The sequence below is a fragment of the Streptomyces rapamycinicus NRRL 5491 genome, assembly GCF_024298965.1.
Taxonomy (GTDB): domain Bacteria; phylum Actinomycetota; class Actinomycetes; order Streptomycetales; family Streptomycetaceae; genus Streptomyces; species Streptomyces rapamycinicus.
Genome location: NZ_CP085193.1, coordinates 10378875 through 10398353 on the forward strand (window position 1 = coordinate 10378875; position 19479 = coordinate 10398353).

16 protein-coding genes and 2 pseudogenes are annotated in these 19479 nt (G+C 72.8%); 7 read left to right on the forward strand and 11 right to left on the reverse strand.

Annotated features, from left to right (window positions below):
- Positions 1-287: 287 nt before the first annotated feature.
- Positions 288-947 (reverse strand): hypothetical protein, encoded by a 660-nt coding sequence (locus LIV37_RS43080; RefSeq protein ID WP_020873360.1) that lies wholly within the window; start codon positions 945-947, stop codon positions 288-290.
- 359 nt (positions 948-1306) lie between these two features.
- Between LIV37_RS43080 and LIV37_RS43085 the strand changes: the two genes are divergently transcribed.
- Complete coding sequence (locus LIV37_RS43085) at positions 1307-1549, forward strand: hypothetical protein (RefSeq protein WP_148717744.1); 243 nt, start codon at positions 1307-1309, stop codon at positions 1547-1549.
- Positions 1550-1582: 33 nt separating this feature from the next.
- On the opposite strand, the gene LIV37_RS43090 is transcribed toward LIV37_RS43085, so the two are convergent.
- Together LIV37_RS43090 and LIV37_RS43095 are read right to left on the reverse strand one after the other, a co-directional pair.
- Positions 1583-2434, reverse strand: coding sequence for a putative RNA methyltransferase (locus tag LIV37_RS43090; protein WP_020873362.1), 852 nt, complete (start codon positions 2432-2434; stop codon positions 1583-1585).
- 106 nt (positions 2435-2540) lie between these two features.
- The gene (locus tag LIV37_RS43095; protein WP_020873363.1) at positions 2541-4352 is read right to left on the reverse strand and encodes an NAD-dependent epimerase/dehydratase family protein; all 1812 of its coding nucleotides are present in this window, start codon (positions 4350-4352) and stop codon (positions 2541-2543) included.
- A 225-nt stretch (positions 4353-4577) separates the two neighbouring features.
- On the opposite strand from LIV37_RS43095, the gene LIV37_RS43100 reads away from it, so the two are divergent.
- The 6 genes and pseudogenes from LIV37_RS43100 to LIV37_RS43125 all read left to right on the forward strand — a co-directional run bounded on the left by LIV37_RS43100 (position 4578) and on the right by LIV37_RS43125 (position 10925).
- A complete protein-coding gene (locus tag LIV37_RS43100; protein ID WP_020873364.1) occupies positions 4578-5372 on the forward strand; it encodes an IclR family transcriptional regulator in 795 nt (264 codons plus the stop codon).
- A gap of 121 nt (positions 5373-5493) precedes the next feature.
- A complete protein-coding gene (locus LIV37_RS43105) occupies positions 5494-5700 on the forward strand; it encodes a hypothetical protein (RefSeq protein ID WP_020873365.1) in 207 nt (68 codons plus the stop codon).
- Between the two features lie 61 nt (positions 5701-5761).
- A complete protein-coding gene (locus LIV37_RS43110) occupies positions 5762-6955 on the forward strand; it encodes a Gfo/Idh/MocA family protein (protein ID WP_121824940.1) in 1194 nt (397 codons plus the stop codon).
- Between the two features lie 124 nt (positions 6956-7079).
- A pseudogene (locus tag LIV37_RS43115) lies at positions 7080-7527 on the forward strand (PQQ-dependent sugar dehydrogenase); the annotation flags it as partial.
- 237 nt (positions 7528-7764) lie between these two features.
- Positions 7765-8508 (forward strand): annotated as a pseudogene (locus tag LIV37_RS43120) (ThuA domain-containing protein); the annotation flags it as partial.
- Between the two features lie 29 nt (positions 8509-8537).
- Entirely contained in the window at positions 8538-10925 is a 2388-nt protein-coding gene (locus LIV37_RS43125; RefSeq protein WP_214664393.1) for a glycoside hydrolase family 95 protein, read from the forward strand.
- A gap of 43 nt (positions 10926-10968) precedes the next feature.
- On the opposite strand, the gene LIV37_RS43130 is transcribed toward LIV37_RS43125, so the two are convergent.
- The 8 genes from LIV37_RS43130 to LIV37_RS43165 all read right to left on the reverse strand — a co-directional run bounded on the left by LIV37_RS43130 (position 10969) and on the right by LIV37_RS43165 (position 19399).
- On the reverse strand, positions 10969-11673 hold the full coding sequence (locus LIV37_RS43130) for an HAD family hydrolase (RefSeq protein WP_020873369.1): 705 nt from the start codon (positions 11671-11673) through the stop codon (positions 10969-10971).
- A 5-nt stretch (positions 11674-11678) separates the two neighbouring features.
- The gene (locus tag LIV37_RS43135; protein ID WP_121823836.1) at positions 11679-12803 is read right to left on the reverse strand and encodes a TIGR03364 family FAD-dependent oxidoreductase; all 1125 of its coding nucleotides are present in this window, start codon (positions 12801-12803) and stop codon (positions 11679-11681) included.
- Positions 12804-12933: 130 nt separating this feature from the next.
- A complete protein-coding gene (locus tag LIV37_RS43140; RefSeq protein WP_020873371.1) occupies positions 12934-13689 on the reverse strand; it encodes a GntR family transcriptional regulator in 756 nt (251 codons plus the stop codon).
- 71 nt (positions 13690-13760) lie between these two features.
- Complete coding sequence (locus tag LIV37_RS43145; RefSeq protein ID WP_020873372.1) at positions 13761-14567, reverse strand: acetoacetate decarboxylase family protein; 807 nt, start codon at positions 14565-14567, stop codon at positions 13761-13763.
- 53 nt (positions 14568-14620) lie between these two features.
- The gene (locus tag LIV37_RS43150; protein ID WP_020873373.1) at positions 14621-15982 is read right to left on the reverse strand and encodes a pyridoxal phosphate-dependent decarboxylase family protein; all 1362 of its coding nucleotides are present in this window, start codon (positions 15980-15982) and stop codon (positions 14621-14623) included.
- A gap of 123 nt (positions 15983-16105) precedes the next feature.
- Positions 16106-16954, reverse strand: coding sequence for a fumarylacetoacetate hydrolase family protein (locus tag LIV37_RS43155; protein WP_020873374.1), 849 nt, complete (start codon positions 16952-16954; stop codon positions 16106-16108).
- 11 nt (positions 16955-16965) lie between these two features.
- The gene (locus tag LIV37_RS43160) at positions 16966-17895 is read right to left on the reverse strand and encodes a 3,4-dihydroxyphenylacetate 2,3-dioxygenase (protein WP_020873375.1); all 930 of its coding nucleotides are present in this window, start codon (positions 17893-17895) and stop codon (positions 16966-16968) included.
- Positions 17888-19399, reverse strand: a complete 1512-nt coding sequence (locus LIV37_RS43165; protein WP_121823835.1) for an aldehyde dehydrogenase — start codon at positions 19397-19399, stop codon at positions 17888-17890. The genes LIV37_RS43160 and LIV37_RS43165 overlap by 8 nt, the downstream gene beginning before the upstream one ends.
- Positions 19400-19479: the final 80 nt, after the last annotated feature.

A 19479-nucleotide genomic window follows, 5' to 3' on the forward strand; every position in this document is an offset into this window, starting at 1 on the left:
GGCGGACGCGGTGTCACGGGCGTGCGCGGTACCACCGCCCGCGCCGATGGCCGTTCCGATTCCGGCCAGTGTGGTGGTGACCACGACCGCTCTGCGGCCGGGCCGCCACCCCTCCGGCCGGCCCTCCTCTGTATGGGTCAACGCGCGGCTCCTCCCTCGCTGGTGGGAACAGTGCTCCACCTTGGGACGGCGGCGGGGCGGCCGCCCATGGACAAGTGCGCCGGGGTGTTGGACTAGGGGGCTTCTGATGGATCTCCGCGGCGCCGACCAGCGGTGCCTGCCCGGGATCAGCCCGCCGCGCCGTCGAGCAGCCAGTTGTAGCGCAGCCGTAGCGCCCGCTCGGTGCTGGCCGCCACAGTGCAGAGCCCGACCACGGTGTTGGCCCATCCCGAGAGGTCAATGGGCGAGGTGAGAGTCCCGGCGTACTGGGCGACGCCCTCCGGATCCCGGGTGATCTGTTCGGCGAGCTGAAGGGCCAGGAGGACCACGCCGACGACGAGCACGGTCCCCGAGAGGAAACCCATACAACGGCTCAGCGCGGGGTGCGATCGGTCGAGGCGCGCCCGGCGCCCCTCGGCGGAGGCGGGGTCCGGGACGAGCTGGAACTCGGCCCCCTCGGCGGTGACGTAGTGGCAGCGCTTGAGCCCGACGGTGCTCGCCCTTACCTCGACGGTGCCGCCCTGGACGGGGAAGACGGCAGGCACTGTGGACTCGGCGTGATGCCTGCCGTCGAGGTACAGGTGGGCTACGACCCTGCCGGACGAGGACGAGTGCTGCTGATGCCTGACGTCGACGGAGTAGACTGTCTGCCCGCTGTCGCCGTCCATCAGCCTCAGATGGAACAGTGCCCGGGAAAGCGACTGCCACCAGCGGAAACGCTTCAGTGCTCGCCCATCCCCGGGCTTGACCCGCTGCACGGCCCGACGATGCCGCCACTCCTTCAACATGCCTCTGCTCCCGCTGCTTGCTGGGATCCGCCGCGCGGGCGGTGGTCGACTGTCTCGGCTCGTGAACGAGTCTGTCCGTGCGGCCCGGCGGGCACATCAGCCCGGCGGCTCGCATCGCCTTCGACCACGGGCGGGGCGGTGATACGACTCTGGTCGAGGGCACCTCGGCCCCGGCGGCTCCGGCGCCTGCGGTGCGGTCGTCACCCGGACCACCGGTGAGCCGAATTCCGCCATGCCGCAGATGCGAGGGAAGTGCGGCCTTCTCTCTCGCGTGTGCGCGATCTTTGGCCTATCGACATGGCATGTGCGTTCGCCCGGGATGGGTGTTCGGGTAACGCTCCTCCAGGAGGCGGTAGGCCGTGAGTGACTCCCTCGCAGCTGCCAGTACGGCCGCCGGTCCGATGTCCAGCACCACCGCTTCACCGGGCCGTTCCTGCACGACGTCCTGGTCGGCCCCCGTGCTGCTCGCGGTCACCATCGACGACACCCCGCTCGACCGCGCGGGCCCCCAGCTCGTCCTGCCCCAGGACCGCTGCGGCGCCCGGTACATCAGCGGTATCGAGGCGATCCGCGTGGACGGCGGATACACCGTCTGGACGTGATGGCCCCTGGCGGAGCCCGGTGGTGGCCGGGTGTCAGACCAGCGGGCGGTACGCGGTGAGCGTGACGGACAGCGTCACATCGCAGGGCTCGGGCAGCCGTGCGACGCGCTCCTCCAGCCGCTCGCTCTGCTGATGCCAGGCGTTGGGGCCCATCCCCACCAGCTGCGGCAGGGCCTTGTGGTCCAGTGTCATGGTGCTCCGCGACCGCTCCCGGGCCACCTCGGTGAAGTGCGCCGAGAGCCGGTCCGCCAGGCGCTCGTCCTTCTGCTCGCCCACCCGCAGCAGCCCCAGCGCCGCCACCAGTTCCCGTAGATGATCGGGCCGGGGTGTGACCACCAGCAGCACACCCCCGGGGCGCAGAATCCGCCGCAGTTCGGCCGGATTGCGCGGTGCGAAGACATTGAGGACCACCGACGCGGCCCCGTCGGCGAGCGGCAGCCCGTCCCAGGCGTCGGCCACCACCGCGCTGATCCGGGGGTGCGCCCGCGCGGCCCGGCGGGCGGCGAACTTGGAGATGTCGAGCAGGATTCCCTCGGAGTCCGGGAACTCCGACATCACCCGGGCAAGGTGGTAGCCCGTTCCGCCGCCGATGTCCACGACACAGCCGAGGTCCCCGCCCGTGGCCTCGGGCGCCGTCTCGCGCGCCAGAGCGGCGAGTGCCCCGGCGATCGGCGCGTAGTGGCCGGCGGCCAGGAAGTCCGCGCGGGCGGCCACCATGGCGGCGGTGTCCGCGCTGAACTTGGCGGCGCCGCGCAGCAGATTGACATACCCCTGCTTCGCCACGTCGAAGCTGTGCCCCTGCGCGCACCGCAGCACGCCGTCTGTCATCGTCATGGCGCCGGAACAGTACGGGCAGTGCAGGTACCGAACCGCCTCTTTCCGCATTGTGTCCCCCGTTACCGCCGTTGTCCTGACAGGACCCCAGCCTATGCAAAGGACCTGGCGGTGCCGCACACCCACCCCCGGTACGTCCGCCCGGCGGGCGGCGCCCTCAGCGGCGGCGGACGGCGGCCTCGAACCGGCCCACCCAGTACGCGGTGCGGTCGAGATAGGCCGTCTCGGCCGCGCGGCCGGTCCGCCCGTAGGCCCCGCTGTAGGTCCGGTAGCTCAGCGCGGTGGGCGGGGTGGCGGTGGCGGGCTCGATCTGGCTGCCCTCGTGCCATTCGTTGAACGAGGTGATCGAGACCCAGGTGGGCGGGCCCCCGTTGGCCTGGGAGAGGGCGGTGTTCCACTCCAGGTCGTAGGTGGCGCCGTCCGCGCGCTCCAGGGTGGGCGTGGTGTTGCCGGGCACGGCGCGGTCGTCGATGTAGCCGGGGCCGATGGACGGCGCCCAGACCATGCCGTGGTCACGGCAATACGCGGCCGGGCCGCCCCACTGCGGATCGTCGCCCGCGGCGATGGCGTCGTAGGTGTACATGCCGCCGAAGTGCGCCACCTTCGACACATCCGTGGTCTGGGCCAGCACGATCGCCCGGTCGGCCACCTGGTCCAGCGGGGTCCAGTCGGCGATCCGCAGGGACTCGAAGACGTAGTACGCGCCGCGGCTGCCGTGTGCCGCGTCCCGGTGGAAGGCCGGATGGCCGCCGTACCGCTGGATGAGATAGCCGATGTCGTCCACGACGGACCGCGCGGTGCGGCCGGCGTACGGCTCGATGTGCCAGGCCACCTCGAGCCCGCGCGCGGCCGCCGCGTCCAGGAGCGGCTGCACCCGCTGGTCCTCGTAACCGCCCCGCCCCCACCAGCTGGTCACGAGCACACCGGTGCGGGCCTGGGCCAGCCATCCCAGGTGGCGGTCGACCACGGCGCGGTCGCCCGAGTCGTACGCACCGGCCACCGGATAGAAGTCGGAGCCGATCCGGTCGGGCGGGGTGAGGCCGCCCTGCGGCCAGTGGCGCCAGGAGCCGCTGACCTCGGGGCTGCCGTACCAGGGGTAGTAGAAGATGTGCACGTCCGGCGAGGGAGCGAGCCGGGCCGCCGGTGAATCGGGGGCGGTGGCCGCCGCCCGGCCGCCCGCCGTGGCGAGGGCCCCGGCGCCCAGGGCGCCCGCGGCCGTGCGGGTCAGAAAGGTCCGGCGCGTGGTGCCGGGGCTCTGTGCCATCTCATGTTCCTTCCGTGGCGGAGGAGCACCTCGGAACCCTCGTCGGCGGGGGTCCTCGGTGACGGCGTCGGCGGCGCGCACGTCCGCGGCGGCGTCGCGGGTGTCCGGCCGCCCCCACAGATCGCTCGCGTGGCGGCCGGGCTCCGCGTGCACGGCGGCCAGTTGGCGGGTCAGCCGTGCGCCGGTGCCGGTGAAGGGAAAGCGCAGACAGACGGTGTCGGTGCCCCAGCGCCGGTGGGTGCCCTCGGCCACCGGCTCCGGGACCAGCTTGGAGAGCCCGTACGGGTCCTCGGCGAGCGTGGCGTGTGATTCGTCGACCGGTACGCGGCCGGGTGAGCGCGGGTGGGCCGACCAGGCGAGCCCCAGCGCCCCGATGCTGGAGGCGGCCATGATACGGCGCACCCCGGCGCGCCCGGCCTCGTCCAGCGCCAGATACGCGGTGTGGCAGTTGGCGGTGAACCGGCCCGCCGGGTCCTCGGGGTCGGGGTGCGGGATCGCCGCGAGATGGACCAGCGCCTCCACCCCGCGCAGCGCCTCCCGCACCAGCTCACGGTCGCGCAGATCCCTGGTCAGACCGCGCTCCGGGCGCGGGTCGCCGAGGGGTTTCCGGTCGGTCGCGGTCACGCGGTACCCGTGCCGCGGCAGGTCGTCCACCACATGGCGGCCGATATGGCCCGCGGCGCCGGTCACCAGGACGTGTGTCATCCCTTCACCGCCCCGACGAGCCCGTCCCCGGAGGAACGCCCCGAGGGGGAGGAAAGGGGACAACTGGTCTGCATACGAGCCCCCGCCTGGTGCGAAGTGTTCAGAAGACCGAATGGTGTTGGAGTAACGGAACATAGGCTTGCCGTGATATAGCGTCAAGACGAGCTACGGAAGTTGTCGGGGACCGGGGCCGGCGGGGCGCCGGGCCGGGGAGCGGAGGCTGGCGTGGAATCGGTGTCGGGAGCAGCGCGGGTCCGGCGTCACGAGGACGTCAAGTCCGCGGCGCGCGTCCTGGAAGTGCTCGAACTCCTGGGTGCCGAGGGCGCCCGGCTCTCGCTCGCCGACATGGCGAGCACCCTGTCCGTGCCCAAGAGCAGCCTGCACGCGGTGCTGCGCACCATGGAGTCCCGCCGCTGGGTGGAGACCGACCCGTCCGGAACGCGGTACAGCCTCGGCCTCAAGGCGCTGCTGACCGGCACCGCCTATCTGGAGAGCGACGACCTCGCCGGGATCGCGGGGCCCGTGCTCGACCTGCTGGCCGAGGAGACGGGCGAGGCCGTCCACCTCGGGCGGCTGGACCACACGGACGTCGTCTACCTGGCCAAGCGCGAATCCCGGCACGCCCTGCGGATGTACTCGGCGGTCGGCCGCCGGCTGCCCGCGCACGCCACCGCGCTGGGCAAGGCGATCCTGTCCCAGTACGACGCGGCGGAGGTCCAGCGCCGCCTCAACTGGCCGCTCCCGGCGCTCACCCCGAGCACCGTCACCGACCCGGACGAGCTGCTCGCCCAGCTCGCCGACGCCCGCAAGCGCGGCTGGGCGGCGGACGAGGGCGAGAGCTCGGTGGACATCCGCTGTGTGGCGGTCCCGCTCGGCACCGGGCACGGCGGCGGCGACGCGATCAGCTGCTCGGCGCCGCGCAGCCGCATGGACGACGCCCGGCTGAGCGAGATCGCCGCCCATGTCACCGAGGCGGCCCACTCGTTGCGCACCCTGCTGAAGCGCCTCGGGGAGCACTGAGCCTCCGGGCCCCGCCGGGGGCCCGGGTCCGGCCATATCCCGGTACGGCCATTGACACCGCTCCTGAACCCTCTTTACGTTCGAATGGACGATCGCCATTCGGCTATGGGAATGGGAGCGTATGTCCGCACCCCGTGAGCCGCACCTCCCGCCGGCCCAGGCCCCCTGGGTGGCGGAACGCGGCGACAAGCTCCGCATCACCGCCGTACGCACCTTTCTGACGGCGCCTCAGGGCTGCCCGTACCTCATCGCGCGGGTCGAGACCAACGACCCCGGGCTGTACGGCCTCGGCCGCGCCAGCACCGACGGGAGCGTGCAGAGGCCGTGACACCGAACGCGACGAGCGGATGGGCGCCCCGGACACGGGCGCTGACCGGGAGGGGGCCACTGTGGACGAGCCGCTGAGGATTGGGCTGGTCGGGGCGGGCAAGATCAGCCGGGCCTATCTGGACACGCTGCCACGTCTGCCGGGACTGCGGCTTACCGCCGTGACCGACCTCGACCGGGCCCGCGCCGAGGCCGCGGCCAGAACCGCCGAGGCCGCCGCCAAGAACGCGGAGGCCGCCGCCGAGGGCGCTGACGGCGCCGCCAAGAGCGCTGACGACGTGGCCGAGGGCACCGGGGGCGTGGCCGTCGCCGCGTCGGCCGATGAGCTGATGGCACGCGAGGACGTCGACGCCGTACTCAACCTGACCATCCCGGCGGCGCACGCCGAGGTGGCGCTGGCCGCGCTCGCCGCGGGCCGGCATGTGTACGGCGAGAAGCCGCTGGCCGGTACCCGCGAGGAGGCCGACGCCATCCTGGGCGCTGCCGAGCGGGCCGGGCTGCGGGTCGGCTGCGCACCGGACACCGTGCTCGGCCCCGGCACCCAGACCGCGCGCAGGGCCGTGGACGACGGGCTCATCGGCACACCGGTCGCGGCCACCGCCTTCATGACCACCGCCGGGCACGAGGCGTGGCATCCGGACCCGGAGTTCTACTACCGGCCCGGCGGCGGGCCGCTGCTGGACATGGGCCCGTACTACCTGTCCGCCCTGGTGCACCTGCTGGGCCCGGTGGTCCGGGTCACCGGAGCGGCCTCCCGGCCGCGCGCCCAGCGGAGCGTCGGCAGCGGGCCGCGCGCGGGCGAGCGCTTCGCGGTCGAGGTGGACACCCATGTCACGGGCGTCCTGGAACATCGAGGCGGCGCGCTCACCACACTGCTGATGAGCTTCGACGTGCACGCGGCCCGGCTGCCGCGCATCGAAGTGCACGGCAGTGAGGGCTCGCTGTCGGTGCCGGACCCCAACACCTTCGACGGCCCGGTGGAGCTCTGGCGCGGTGGTGCCTGGGAGCCGCTGGCGCCGTCGGCCGGATACGCGGGCTCCGCCCGGGGCTACGGCCTGGCCGACATGGCGCGGGCACTCGGCGCGGGCCGTCCGCACCGGGCCTCCGCCGAGCTCGCCCGGCATGTCCTGGACGTCATGCTCACCCTGCTCGACGCCGCCCGGGAGCGGACCTCGCTGCCGGTCGGCACCACATGTTCCCGTCCCGAGCCCGTGCCCCTCGTGGGCGAGCTGTCCGCGTCGGCGGGCCACGGCTAGGGCGGTGTCGAGTACGGGAACAAGGGTCCCCTCCACCCTGCCGAAGGCCCGTACCGCGGCGCGGCGGCGCGCGCCTGTGCTCAGCACGTCCGCGAGTATCCCCCACCGCATACGGAGGACTTCCGTGCACCGGAAACGCCTGAGACTGCGCAGATCCCTCGCGCTGTTGGCCGGAACGCTGCTCACCGGAACCGCTCTGACGCTCACCTCACCGGCGGCGGACGCGGTGCCCGACCCCGGCCGGAAGGCCGCCGCCCCCGTGTTCCAGCAGGTCCCCCTCGCCAAGGGGGTGGCCGAGACGGGTGAGCCGATGTCACTGGCCGTGTTGCCCGACCGCTCGGTGCTGCACACCTCGCGCGACGGCACCCTGCGGCTGACCGACGCCGCGGGCACCACCAAGGTGGCCGCCACCCTTCCGGTGTACAGCCATGACGAGGAGGGGCTGCAGGGTGTCGGGGTCGACCCGGGCTTCAGCACCAACCGCTTCATCTACCTCTACTACGCGCCGTCGCTGAACACCCCGGCCGGTGACGCCCCGGAGCGGCGCGGCCGGGGACTTCGCCAGGTTCGACATGACCGGGCACAGGGTTTTGTCAACGGGCTTTGCAAAGTGGGGCCGACTCGGTACGGTCCCCTTACGCCCAACGGACGCGGCCTCACCCGAGGCTCGCATCCGTGCGGCGCCCCAGGCGCGACGGCGCGCGCTGTGCCCAACCCCCATTGAGAATCACACTTCTCCCCGGAGGTTCCCCGTGCACAGGAAACGTCCCGACCTGCCCGTCCCCGGCCCCGCCCCGCGCCGCTCCGTGATGAAGGCCGTGGCCGGCGCCGTCCTGATCACCGCGGCGAACGCGCCCGCGTGGGCCGCGCCCGTCCGCAGGCGGCCGAAGGCGGGCCGGGTACTGGTGTTCTCCAAGACGGCGGGCTTCCGTCACGACTCCATCCCCGACGGCATCGCCGCCATCCGGCAACTGGGCACCCAGGCCGGGTTCGCCGTCGACGCCACCGAGGACGCCGCCGCCTTCACCCCCGGCAACCTCGCCCGCTACGCCGCCGTGGTCTTCCTGTCCACGACCGGCGACGTCCTCGACGGCGGCCGGCAGACGGCCTTCGAGGGCTATATCGCGGCGGGCGGCGGCTACGCGGGGGTGCACGCCGCCGCCGACACCGAGTACGACTGGCCGTTCTACGGCGGCCTGTGCGGGGCGTGGTTCCAGTCCCACCCGGCGATCCAGCGGGCCACGGTGAAGGTCGAGGACCACGCCCACCCGGCGACGGCCCACCTCGGAAACACCTGGGTGCGCACCGACGAGTGGTACAACTACCGCACCAACCCCCGCGGTACGGCCACCGTGCGCGTGCTCGCCGCGCTGGACGAGTCCTCGTACAGCGGCGGCACCATGAACGGCGATCACCCCATCAGCTGGTACCAGGCGTACAAGGGCGGCCGGGCCTTCTACACCGGCCTCGGCCACACCAAGGAGTCCTACGCCGAGCCCGCCTTCCGGCAGCACCTCCTCGGCGGCATCACCTACGCCATGGGCGTGGCCAAGTGACCCCCGACGTCCCGCGCCGCCAGTTCATGGCCCTCGCCGCCACGACCACCACGGGCCTCGCCGCCACCGGCCTGCCCGCCGGGTCCGCCCACGCCGCGCGGCACGGCGGCCACCGGGCGGCGGACCGGCCGCTGGCGCTGTGGTACCGCGCGCCCGCCGCCGACTGGCTGAGCGCCCTGCCGCTGGGCAACGGGCGGCTCGGCGCGATGGTGTTCGGGGGCACCGAGACCGAGCGGCTGCAGCTCAACGCGGACACCGTCTGGGCGGGCGGGCCGCACGAATACGACAACCACAAGGGTCTCGCCGCCCTGCCCCGGATCCGGCAGCTCGTCTTCGACGGCGAGTGGCCGGAGGCCGAGACGCTGATCAACTCCGACTTCCTCGGTGTGCCCGGTGGCCAGGCCCAGTACCAGACCGTCGGCAACCTGCTCCTGAAGCTGCCGACGGGCGGCACGGTGTCCGGCTACCGGCGGGAGCTGGACCTGGACTCGGCGGTCGCCACCACCACCTACACCCGCGACGGTGTGACGTACACCCGCGAGGCGTTCGCCAGCGCTCCCGACCGTGTCGTCGTCGTCCGGCTGTCCGCCTCGAAGAAGGGTGCCCTGTCCTTCGGCGCCACGTTCGACAGCCCGCTGCACACCTCCCTGTCCTCGCCAGACCCGCTCACCGCCGCGCTCGACGGGACCGGCGACGCCACGGGCGGCGTGGACGGCGCGGTGGGATTCCGCGCGCTGGTGCGGGTACTCGCCGAGGGCGGCACCACCACCAGCGCGGGCGGAACCGTCACCGTCCGGGGCGCCGACGCGGCCACCGTCCTGGTGGCCATCGGCACCACCTATGTGAACTGGGAGAACGCCCAAGGCGACGCGGCGGGCCGGGCGGCGGGGGACCTCAACCCGGCGGCGAACCGCCCGTACGGACAACTGCGCGGCCGCCATGTCGAGGACCACCGCGCGCTGTTCCGCCGTACCGCGCTGGACGTGGGCACCAGCGACGCGGCGGCCCTGCCCACCGACGAGCGGGTCGCCCGCTTCGCCTCCGGCGGCGATCCGCAACTGGTCGAGCTGCACTTCCAGTACGGCCGCTATCTGCTCATCGCCGCGTCCCGCCCCGGCACCCAGCCGGCCAATCTCCAGGGCATCTGGAACGACCTGACGAGCCCGCCCTGGGGCTCGAAGTACACCATCAACATCAATACGGAGATGAACTACTGGCCGGCCGCCCCCGCCAACCTCCTGGAGTGCTGGGATCCGGTCTTCGCGCTGCTCGACGAGCTGGCCGTGGCCGGGCGGTCGACGGCGCGCACCCAGTACGGCGCGGACGGCTGGGTCACCCACCACAACACCGACGCCTGGCGCGGCACCGCCCCCGTGGACGGCGCCTTCTGGGGCATGTGGCCGATGGGCGGCGCCTGGCTGTCCATGGCCATCTGGGAGCACTACCGCTACACCCGCGACACGGCGAAACTGCGGACGCGCTACCCCGTCCTCAAGGGCGCCGCCCAGTTCTTCCTCGACGCGCTGGTCACCGATCCGACCACGGGCGCGCTGGTCACCTGCCCCTCCGTCTCCCCGGAGAACGCCCACCACGGCGGGGGCGGCGGCTCGCTGTGCGCCGGGCCGACGATGGACACGCAACTGCTGCGCGACCTGTTCGGCGCGGTGGCCTCGGCCGCCGACCTCCTCGGCACCGACGCCGCCTTCCGGGACCAGGTGCTCACCGCGCGCGGACGGCTCGCCCCCATGAAGGTCGGCGCGCGCGGCCAGCTCCAGGAGTGGCAGCAGGACTGGGACGCGGGCGCCCCCGAGCAGCAGCACCGCCATGTCTCCCATCTGTACGGGCTGCATCCGAGCAACCAGATCAGCCGGACGCGCACCCCGGACCTCTTCGCCGCCGCGCGCACCACCCTCGTCCAGCGCGGTGACGCGGGGACCGGCTGGTCGCTCGCCTGGAAGATCAACTTCTGGGCGCGGCTCCAGGAGGGGGACCGCTCCTACAAGCTGCTCACCGATCTGCTGACCCCCGAGCGCACCGCCCCCAACCTCTTCGACCTGCATCCGCCGTTCCAGATCGACGGCAACTTCGGCGCCTGCGCCGGAGTGACCGAATGGCTGCTCCAGAGCCAGCACGACGAACTGCACCTGCTGCCCGCCCTCCCGCCGAACCTGCCGGACGGCAGCGTTCGGGGCCTGCTGGCGCGGGGCGGTTTCGAGGTGGACGTCGGCTGGCGCGGCGGTGCGCTGAGCGAGGCGCGGCTGAGGGCACGGGCCGGAGGGCCGACACGGCTGCGTACGGCGAAGGCCGTGCGGGTGACCTCCGGGGACGTGCCCGTCGCCACCACCCGGCCGGAGCCGGAGGTCACGGCCTTCACCGCGAACGCGGGCGCCACATATGTGATCCGTCCCGCCTGAGCGTGGGCTCGGCCGCCGGTGGCCGCGTCGGAGCGGATGCCCATCAGCCGGCTCCGCGCAGCAGGGCGGGAAGGCCGGCCACCGAGTCCAGTACATGGGTAGCCCCGGCCGCACGGAACGCCTCGTCACCGTGGGCTCCGGTGCGCACCCCGGCGACCAGCCCCGCCCCGGCCCTTACGCCGCTGAGCATGTCGTAGGAGGTGTCGCCGACGACGGCCACCTGGCCCACATGCTCGGCGGCCCTGGTCCGCAGGAACGCCTCCAGCACCATGTCCGGGTACGGCCGCCCGCGCCCGCCCGCGTCGGCGGGGCACAGGGTGAGCGGCACCAGGCCGCGCCAGCCGAGCGCGTCCAGGATGGCGTCCTGGGTGACACGGGCGAAGCCGGTGGTGAGCACGGCGGTGCGGCCGTCGGCGGCGAGTTCCTCGACGGCCTCGCGGGCGCCGGGGACGGGGGCGATCAGACCGCCGTCGACGAGTTCGCCGTACGCCCGCTCGAAGGCGGCGTTGGCGCGCTGGGCCAGATCCTCGGCGCCGAACAGACGGCGGAAGACGGAGATCTTGGACTCGCCCATGGTGGCGCGCACATAGGCCAGCTTCTCGGCGTGGTCGGGGGTGCCGGGCTCGACGCCCAGCTCACCGGCGGCGGCGTCGAAGGCGCGCTCGACCAGGCCGCCGTCGGCGACGGTGGTACCGGCCATGTCGAGGGCCACCAGGCGGATCTCGGGGATGGGGGCGGGGATGGTCATGGGTGTCACCAGCCCAATTCGTTCGCGGTGGTTTCGGCTATCGCGGGCGAGCAGGTCATACCGCGCCCGCCGGGCCCGGTGACCAGCCAGACGGCGTCGCGCACCCGCTGGCGGTGCACGACCCGGCCGCTGTCGGTGCACTGCGCGTACACCCCGGCCCAGCGGCGCCGGACCTTCGGCAGCGGACGGCCGAGGAGGGACTCCACGACCCCGGTGAGGTGGTCGTAGGGGTCCTCGAGGGTGTCGAAGGCGAAGGGGTGCTCGTACTCGTGGGTGTCGCCGATGGTCAGTCCGCCGTCGGCGCGCTGCACCATCAGCAGCTGCATGCGGTGCTCGGCGGCCGTACCGGCCTGCGGCCGCCGCCCGTTCAGCTCGTCCAGGGCGGGGGAGGCGTACGCCGGGTAGTAGCGGAAGCTGTCGGAGTCGGCGACCGAGGTGGGCAGCGGCTCGCCGAGCGGGTCGGTCTGCATCATCTGCAGCCGGACGCACCGTACGGGCAGGTCAGGACCGGCCAGCTCGCGCACCAGACCGCCCAGCCAGGCGCCGGTGCACAGCACGACGGCGTCACCGGTGTGCACCTCGCCGTGGTCGTCGCGGACGGCCCGCTCGCCGGTCACCTCCCGGACCTCGCGGCCGGGCAGGAAGGTGTACCGGGGGGACTTCCGCAGCTCGGCGCGCAGGGCGACCTGGGCGGTGCGCGGCTCTACGGCCGCGTCCCGCTCGCAGTACAGGGCGGCGTCGAACTCCCCGCGCAGGGCGGGGTTGAGGGCCCGGGCCTCGTCCGGGGTCAGCAGCTTGTGGCCACGCACGGCGGCGTCCGCGCGGGCCACGGCGGCCTCGGCCACCGCCAGCTCCAGCGCGCCGCGGACCGGGGTCAGGGAACCGTTCGGGCGGAAGCCCAGCGCCGGAATCCGGCCGCCGATGTCCTCCCACAGCTCCCGGGCCCGCAGCGCGGTGGCCAGCTCCTCGCCGCCCGCCCGGCCGCTCACCCAGATCTGGCCGAAATTGCGGAGCGAGGCGCCGCGAGCCTCCGCCTCGCGCTCGATCTGTACGACCTCATGGCCGCGTTCCACCGCGTGCCAGGCGTGCATGGTGCCCACCACACCGGCTCCGACGACTATCACTCTCACGTCCGTCAGGCTCCATCTCACTGGGGGACCGGAGGCATCCGGCTGACCCCCAAAGCGTGAACCGAGCATCGCGTTTGGGCTAGACCCGTTATCTTTTTGTGATAGCACAAGAGGGGTAAAAGGGGATTTTTCAGCCGCGCAGATGGGTCGTGAACGAGAACCGGTCACCCCGGTACAGCGCCCGCACCCGCTCCAGCGGACGGCCCCCGGTGTCGCGCGAGACACGGTGGATGAGCAGCATCGGAAGAGCCGGCGGGGTGCCGATGAGCAGGGCCTCGCGCGGCGTGGCGAGCACGGTCTCGATCCGCTCGTCGGCGTCGCCGAAGGCGATGCCCCGCTCGGCGAGATGGGCGTAGAAGGACGAGTCCGGATCGAAGGCGGTGTCCAGATCGGGCACCCGCGCCTCGGCCACGTACGTGCTCTCCAGCCCGACCCGCTCGTCGTCCGCGAGCAGCACCCGCTCCAGGTGCCAGACGGGCTCGCCCCGCGTCAGACCGGTCTCGGCGGCGAGCGCGTCGGGGCAGGGGAAGCGGTCCAGGGTGACGAGCGAACGGCCGGGGGCGCGCCCCTGGCGCCGTACGCCCTCCGTATAGCTGGCCAGCGACAGCGGCTGCTCCAGCTTGGGCCCCGCCACCACCGTCCCACGGCCCTGCCGCCGCAGCCTCCCCTCCAGCACCAGCTCGCGCAGCGCCTGCCGGACCGTCTCCCGCGCGACGTCGAACCGCTCGGAGAGGTCGCGCTCGGTGGGGATGGGCGCGCCCTCGCCCAACTCGTCGACGAGCAGGGCGATATGCGCCTTGACGGCGTAGTACTTGGGCACCCGGCCGTGTTCCGGGATGCCGGAGCGGACGGGGGCGCCGGGGGCCTGGTCGTTCGGGTAGTCCACGCGGAGATCGTCGCAGACGGGGGCGCGGGCCCGGGCGGTGGCCGCCGTCGGCCCCGTTCCACCCGGTGCCGCTACCGCGCCCCCGGGGTGCCCGACTCCAGCAGCCGGCCGCCGTCCCAGACCACACCGACCTGGCGGTAGTACGCGGCGATCGGCTCGCGGACCTCCAGCCGGGCCAGTTCCTCGGTGGGGGAGTCGAACAGCTCCAGCTCGGCGTCGCCGACCCACGGCTGACCGCCCTCGAAGGAGGCGGCGCCGGACTCGATCAGCTCGTCGAGGGCGAGGCCCCCGCCGTTCTCGATCGACGGCAGCCAGCGGTGGTGGGCCATCGGATGGCCGTTGACGAAGCCACCGGTCCCGGAGGGCCCGCGCAGGGTCACCACGGCCTGGGCCAGGCGCCGGTCGGCCGCGGCGAGCGTCGCGCCGAACCGGGCCCCGGGCTCGACGCGCGGGGCGGGCCCGTACGGATGGGGGCGGGTCTGGTGGATGGAGCCGAGCTTCTTCGGATAGCCCTGCTGCACCCCGCGGGCGATCGCGAAGTCCTTGTCGACCCAGATGTAGACACAGCGGGAGTACGTCCGGCCCCGGTACGCGCAGCGGACGACCGCGAATGCCTCCTTGTACTGGGAGAGCACCGGATCCAGCAGCTCCCGCCCACCGGCCGCGCAGGACTGCCAGTCGGCCCAGATCAGCGCGACCGCCCCCGGATCCTCCTCGGCGGGCTCCAGCGGCTCCGGCAGGAGTTCGCGCACCCGCGCGGGGTCGGTGCGGTACTCGACGGTGAGCAGATCGCCGGAGTAGTGCCACGGCGGGGCGGGGATGAGGGACGCGGCGCCGGTGGCGGTCTTGGGCGGGAAATAGCCTCGGACGCTGGTCATGCCGTCACGCTCCTGACACGGCTGGCCGCGGATGGGCTGAGGGGTCTGGGGCGTCACGCACGCGCGAGCCGCTCCAGACGCTCGTGGAGATGGTCGACATAGCCCTCGGACTCCGGCTTCATCAGCACGCTCCGCAGGACGCGGGCCCCGTCGGCGTCCCGGACGAGCTTCGGATGGAGGGCCGTGAGGCGATCGGCGCCGACGCGGAGCGTGCTCACGAAGACGGGGTCGCTGTCCGTCATCCCCTCCTGGAGGATGCGGTTGCTGGCCGCGTCGATCTGCGACAGCGTGGCGGCCTCGGTCACCGGGAAGTAGCTGACGATGTCCAGCTCCGGGGCCTGGTACAGCTCCAGGTGGGCCGAGCCCTCGATCAGTTCGGCCCAGCGCAGCGCCGCCCGCCGGCCCGCCGCGAGCGACTGCCCCAGCCCCTCCCGCGTGGGCGGTATCAGCTGGAAGGTGAGCCACAGCGCGGCGGCCGCCGCGCCCGCGCGGGAACACTCCAGGCTGATCTCCCCGAGGTGCAGCTCCTCGGAGGTGAAGTACGTGTACGGCGAGTCGTGCAGATAGAACCGGCCCACCGAGGGATCGCGGAACAGGACGGCGCCGCAGCCGTACGGCTGGAGGCCGTGCTTGTGCGGGTCCACGACGATGGAATCCGCCTCGGCGATGGCCCGCCACGGCTCCTCGGGCAGGCCCTCCGGTCCCGGTGCCCCGGCCAGCAGGGTGAAGAAGCCACCGTAGGCGGCGTCGACGTGGATGCGCACGCCGTAGCGTTCGCGCAGCGCAAGCGCCTCGTGGATCGGTTCGACGGCTCCGAGCCCGGTGGTGCCCGCGGTGAGCACGACGGTGCCGACGCGGCCGGTCCGCAGGACCCGCTCCAGCGCGTCGAGATCCATCCGCCCCAGGTCGTCCACCGGGACCGGATGGCCCTCCACCCCCAGCACACGGCACATCCGGCCATGGGTGTAATGGGCCTCGGTGCTGTAGGCCACGCCCTTGCCGGGGTGCAGTTCGCGGGCCACGAAGAGCGCCTCGAGGTTGGCGATGGTGCCGCTGGTGGTCAGATGGCCGAGGTGGGTGTCGTAGCCGAACATCGTGGCGAGCTGCTGGACGGCCTCCCGCTCCATCTCGGCGGTGGCCGGGCCGCCGTCCAGAGCGTGGTTGTTGGGATTGATCAGCATCGCCGTGAGGTAGCCCACGACGGCCGCCGGATGCGGTGGCTTGAGCATCTGGCCCGCGTAACGGGGGTGGAAGAAGGGGTAGTTGTCCTTGAGCCGCTCGGTGAAGACCTCGAACGCGGCGGCGAACCGGGCGTCGTCGACCGCCAGCGCCGGATGGGCCTGGTAGGGGCCGAAGCTCTTCACCCAGTCGGCGTTCGACGCCACGGCCGTGGCGAGCCAGGCTTTCAGATCCATGTGGTCCACTCCTTGGTCGGGCCGGAGGTTTGTCCAGGGCTGCTGGGGCGGTCGGGGCTGGCGGTGCGGTCAGGGGGCGCTGTGCGGTCAGGGGCCGCTGTGGGGTCAGGGCCGCTGGTGAGGTCAGGGCCGCTTGGGCGGGCGGATGCCGCGGAACTCCCAGTCTCCGCCGAGGGCGGTGGACAGGACTTCCTCCGACTCGGTGGGCTGTGCTCCGACATCGCCGCGGATCGGGGTCGGACCCGTGACGATGTGGTTGCTGAGCCGCCCCAGGCCCTCCACCTCCACCTCCACGACATCACCCGGCTGTACGGGGCGGGAGTTGGCGGGCGTCCCGGAGAGCAGCACATCACCGGGGCGGAGGGTGATGGTGCGGGCGATGTCGGCGACGAGATAGTGCATGTCCCACTCCATCTCGTCGGTGGACCCGTCCTGCGCCGGCCGGCCGTTGACGTAGGTGCGCAGGTATTTGCCGCGGAAGTCCCAGTCGGTGACCAGCCCCGGCCCCAGCGGGCACAGGGTGTCGGACCCCTTCACACGGAGCATCGAACCGGCGTCGGTGTCCCGGAAGTCATGCAGCCCGTAGTCGTTGGCGACCGTGTAACCGGCGATGTGCTCCGCCGCCTGGCCGGGCGCGATGTTCCGCGCCGTCTTCCCGATGACGATGGCCACCTCGCCCTCGTAGTTGAGCCACTTGCAGCCCTCGGGGCGGACGACGGCGCCCCGGTGGGAGTTGAGGGCCGAGGTCGGCTTGTGGAAGTAGGTGGGGGCGGCGGGGAGCCGGACCTGGAACTCGGCTACGCGGCTGCGGTGGTTGAGGTGGACTGCGATCACCTTGGAGGGGACCACGGGAGGCAGATGGTGTGCCTCGTGGATCGCGACGCGGCGGCCGTCGCCGGTGACGAGTTCGTCGCCCTCGCGGACGGTCTCCACGACGGCCCCGTCGAGGAGGACGCGGCGGTACTCGGGCATGTCGGCTCTCCTCAGACGGGGCGGTGCGGTGCGGTGGCGGGCGCGGCCGAGCCGGTGCCGGTCCAGCCGTCGGCCGGGCGGTCGAACCAGAGGTGGGCCTGGCCGGTGCCGACGGAGTTCTCGTACGCGCCGTACTGGCGGGCCGGGGCCACGCACCCCCGCTCGCCGAGGGCGCCGGCCATCATCAGATAGTGGGAGAACTTCGCCTCGGGCTGGTGGGTCCAGAACTCGTCCATGGTGTCGAGGACCTTGTCGTGGCGGCCCTCCTTGAACCAGGCGATGCGCTCCTCGTCGGCCGCCCTCGCCCGGGGGGTGAAGACATGGCGCGGGTCGCTGGCCTCGTGGTCCCGGATCTCGCGCAGCGGCCAGAAGGTGTGCGAGAGGGCGCCGGAGGCGATCAGGAGCACACGGCGGCCGGGCGTGGCGGCGATGCCGTCGGCGAGCGCCCGGCCCAGCCGGAAGTGGTCCTCCATGTCGCCGGTCTGGCACACCCCGATCGTCATCCACCGCTTGCCGGGCAGCCCCTCGCCCAGGAACTTCCAGAGGTTGACGGTGGCGTAGTGGATCGGCAGGAAGGGGTCGTCGACCGGGGTGATGAAGGTGCCGTGTGCCTCGGCGAACTGGACTACCGAGTGGGCGAGTTCGGGGTCACCGGGGAAGTCGTACGGCATCCGGCACATGCCCCGTGGCAGCTCGTCGGAGGTGAACAGCCCCGCGCGCCGCGAGTGGGCCGTCACGACGAACTCGACCGTGGTGGCCCAGTGGGAGTCCAGGACGACGACGGTGTCGTAGCCGTCGCGCCCGAAGACGTCCTCGCGGAGCTGCCGGAGGCCGGTGACCAGGGTGATCTCCTTGCCCTCGTTGAGCTCGCGCCGGGTCTCCTCGGGGAGCACGATGGTGGGGACATGGGCGAGCAGACCCGCCCCGACGATCTCACCCATGGTCGCTGAATCCCTTCGGGGCGGTCACGCGGTTCTTCAGATCGCAGTAGAAGTCGAAGCTCCAGGTGCCGCCCTCGCGGCCGACGCCGGAGAGCCGGGAGCCGCCGAAGGGCGCCCGCAGATCGCGTACGAAGAAGCAGTTGACCCAGACCGTGCCCGCCACCAGCTGGGCGGTGACGCGTTCGGCACGCCGGTGGTCGCCGGTGGCCACGGTGGCGGCCAGCCCGTAGCGGGTGTCGTTGGCGAGGTGGATCGCCTCCGCCTCGTCCGCGAAGGTCTGCAGCGTCAGTACCGGGCCGAAGACCTCCTCCTGCACGATCTCCGAGTCCTGGGCGACGTCGGTGAGGAGGGTGGGCCGGTAGTACAGACCGCCGAGCCGGGTGTGGGAGCCGCCGCCGAAGACCACGCGGGCACCGGCCGCGATCGCCCGCCGTACGAAACCGTCGACCCTCTCGACCTGGCGGGGGTGGATGGTCGGCCCGATGTCGGTGGCGTCCGCACGCGGATCGCCCTGTGTCAGCCGGGCGGCCTTCCGCATGAAGCGGTCGGTGAACTCGTCCGCGATGGACTCCTCGACGAGGAGGCGGGTGGCGGCCAGACACACCTGCCCGGCGTTGTCGAACTGCTCAACGGCCAGCTCGACTGCCAGCTCCGGATCCGCGTCCGCGAAGACCAGCAGCGGGGACTTGCCGCCGAGTTCGAGGCTGAGCGGGGTCAGGTTCCGGGCGGCCGAGGCGGCGATGCGCCGGGCGGTCGGCACCGAGCCGGTGAAACTGATCCGGCGGACGTCCGGGTGGGAGGTGAGGTCGTCGCCGATCTCGGAGCCATAGCCCTGGACGACATTGAGGACACCGGGCGGCAGCCCCGCCTCGGCGGCGATGTCCGCCAGCAGCGAGGCGGTCAGCGGAGACCACTCCGCGGGCTTGAGGATCACCGTGTTCCCGGCGGCCAGGGCCGGGGCGACCTTCCAGGTGGCCAGCATCAGTGGGGCGTTCCACGGCGTGATCAGCACACAGGGGCCCGCGGGGTCCCAGCTGATGTGATTGGTGTGGCCGGGGTCGGTGGGGCCGCCGGTGTGCGTGCTGAAGTCCTCGTGGCCCAGCGACAGCAGCCAGTCCGCGAAGAAGCGGAAGTTGCGGGCGGCGCGCGGTATGACACCCCGGCGGTGCGAGCGCAGAAGCGCGCCGTTGTCGGTGGTCTCGACGATCGCCAGCTCTTCGATGCGCTCCTCAATGCCGTCGGCGATGGCGTGGAGGACGCGGGCGCGCCCGGCCGGGGGAGTGGCGGCCCAGCCGGGGAAGGCGGCCTTGGCGGCGGCCACGGCGGCCTCGGCCTCGTCGGCGCCGCCGCGGGCGATCCGGGCGAGGGTGGAGCCGTCGATCGGCGAGACATCGAGGAAGGTGGCGGTGGACGCCACGCGCCGGCCGCCGATCCAGTGCCGGGTGTCGACGGCGACACCGGCGATCCGTGCCTCGCTCACAGCTGTGTCCGGCCGTTGGGGCATGTCCCGGTCCTCCATTTTGTTTGACCCCAAACAAGCTAGGGGTGCTGCGGGGCGGGGTCAAGGTCACCCCGGTGGCCGGG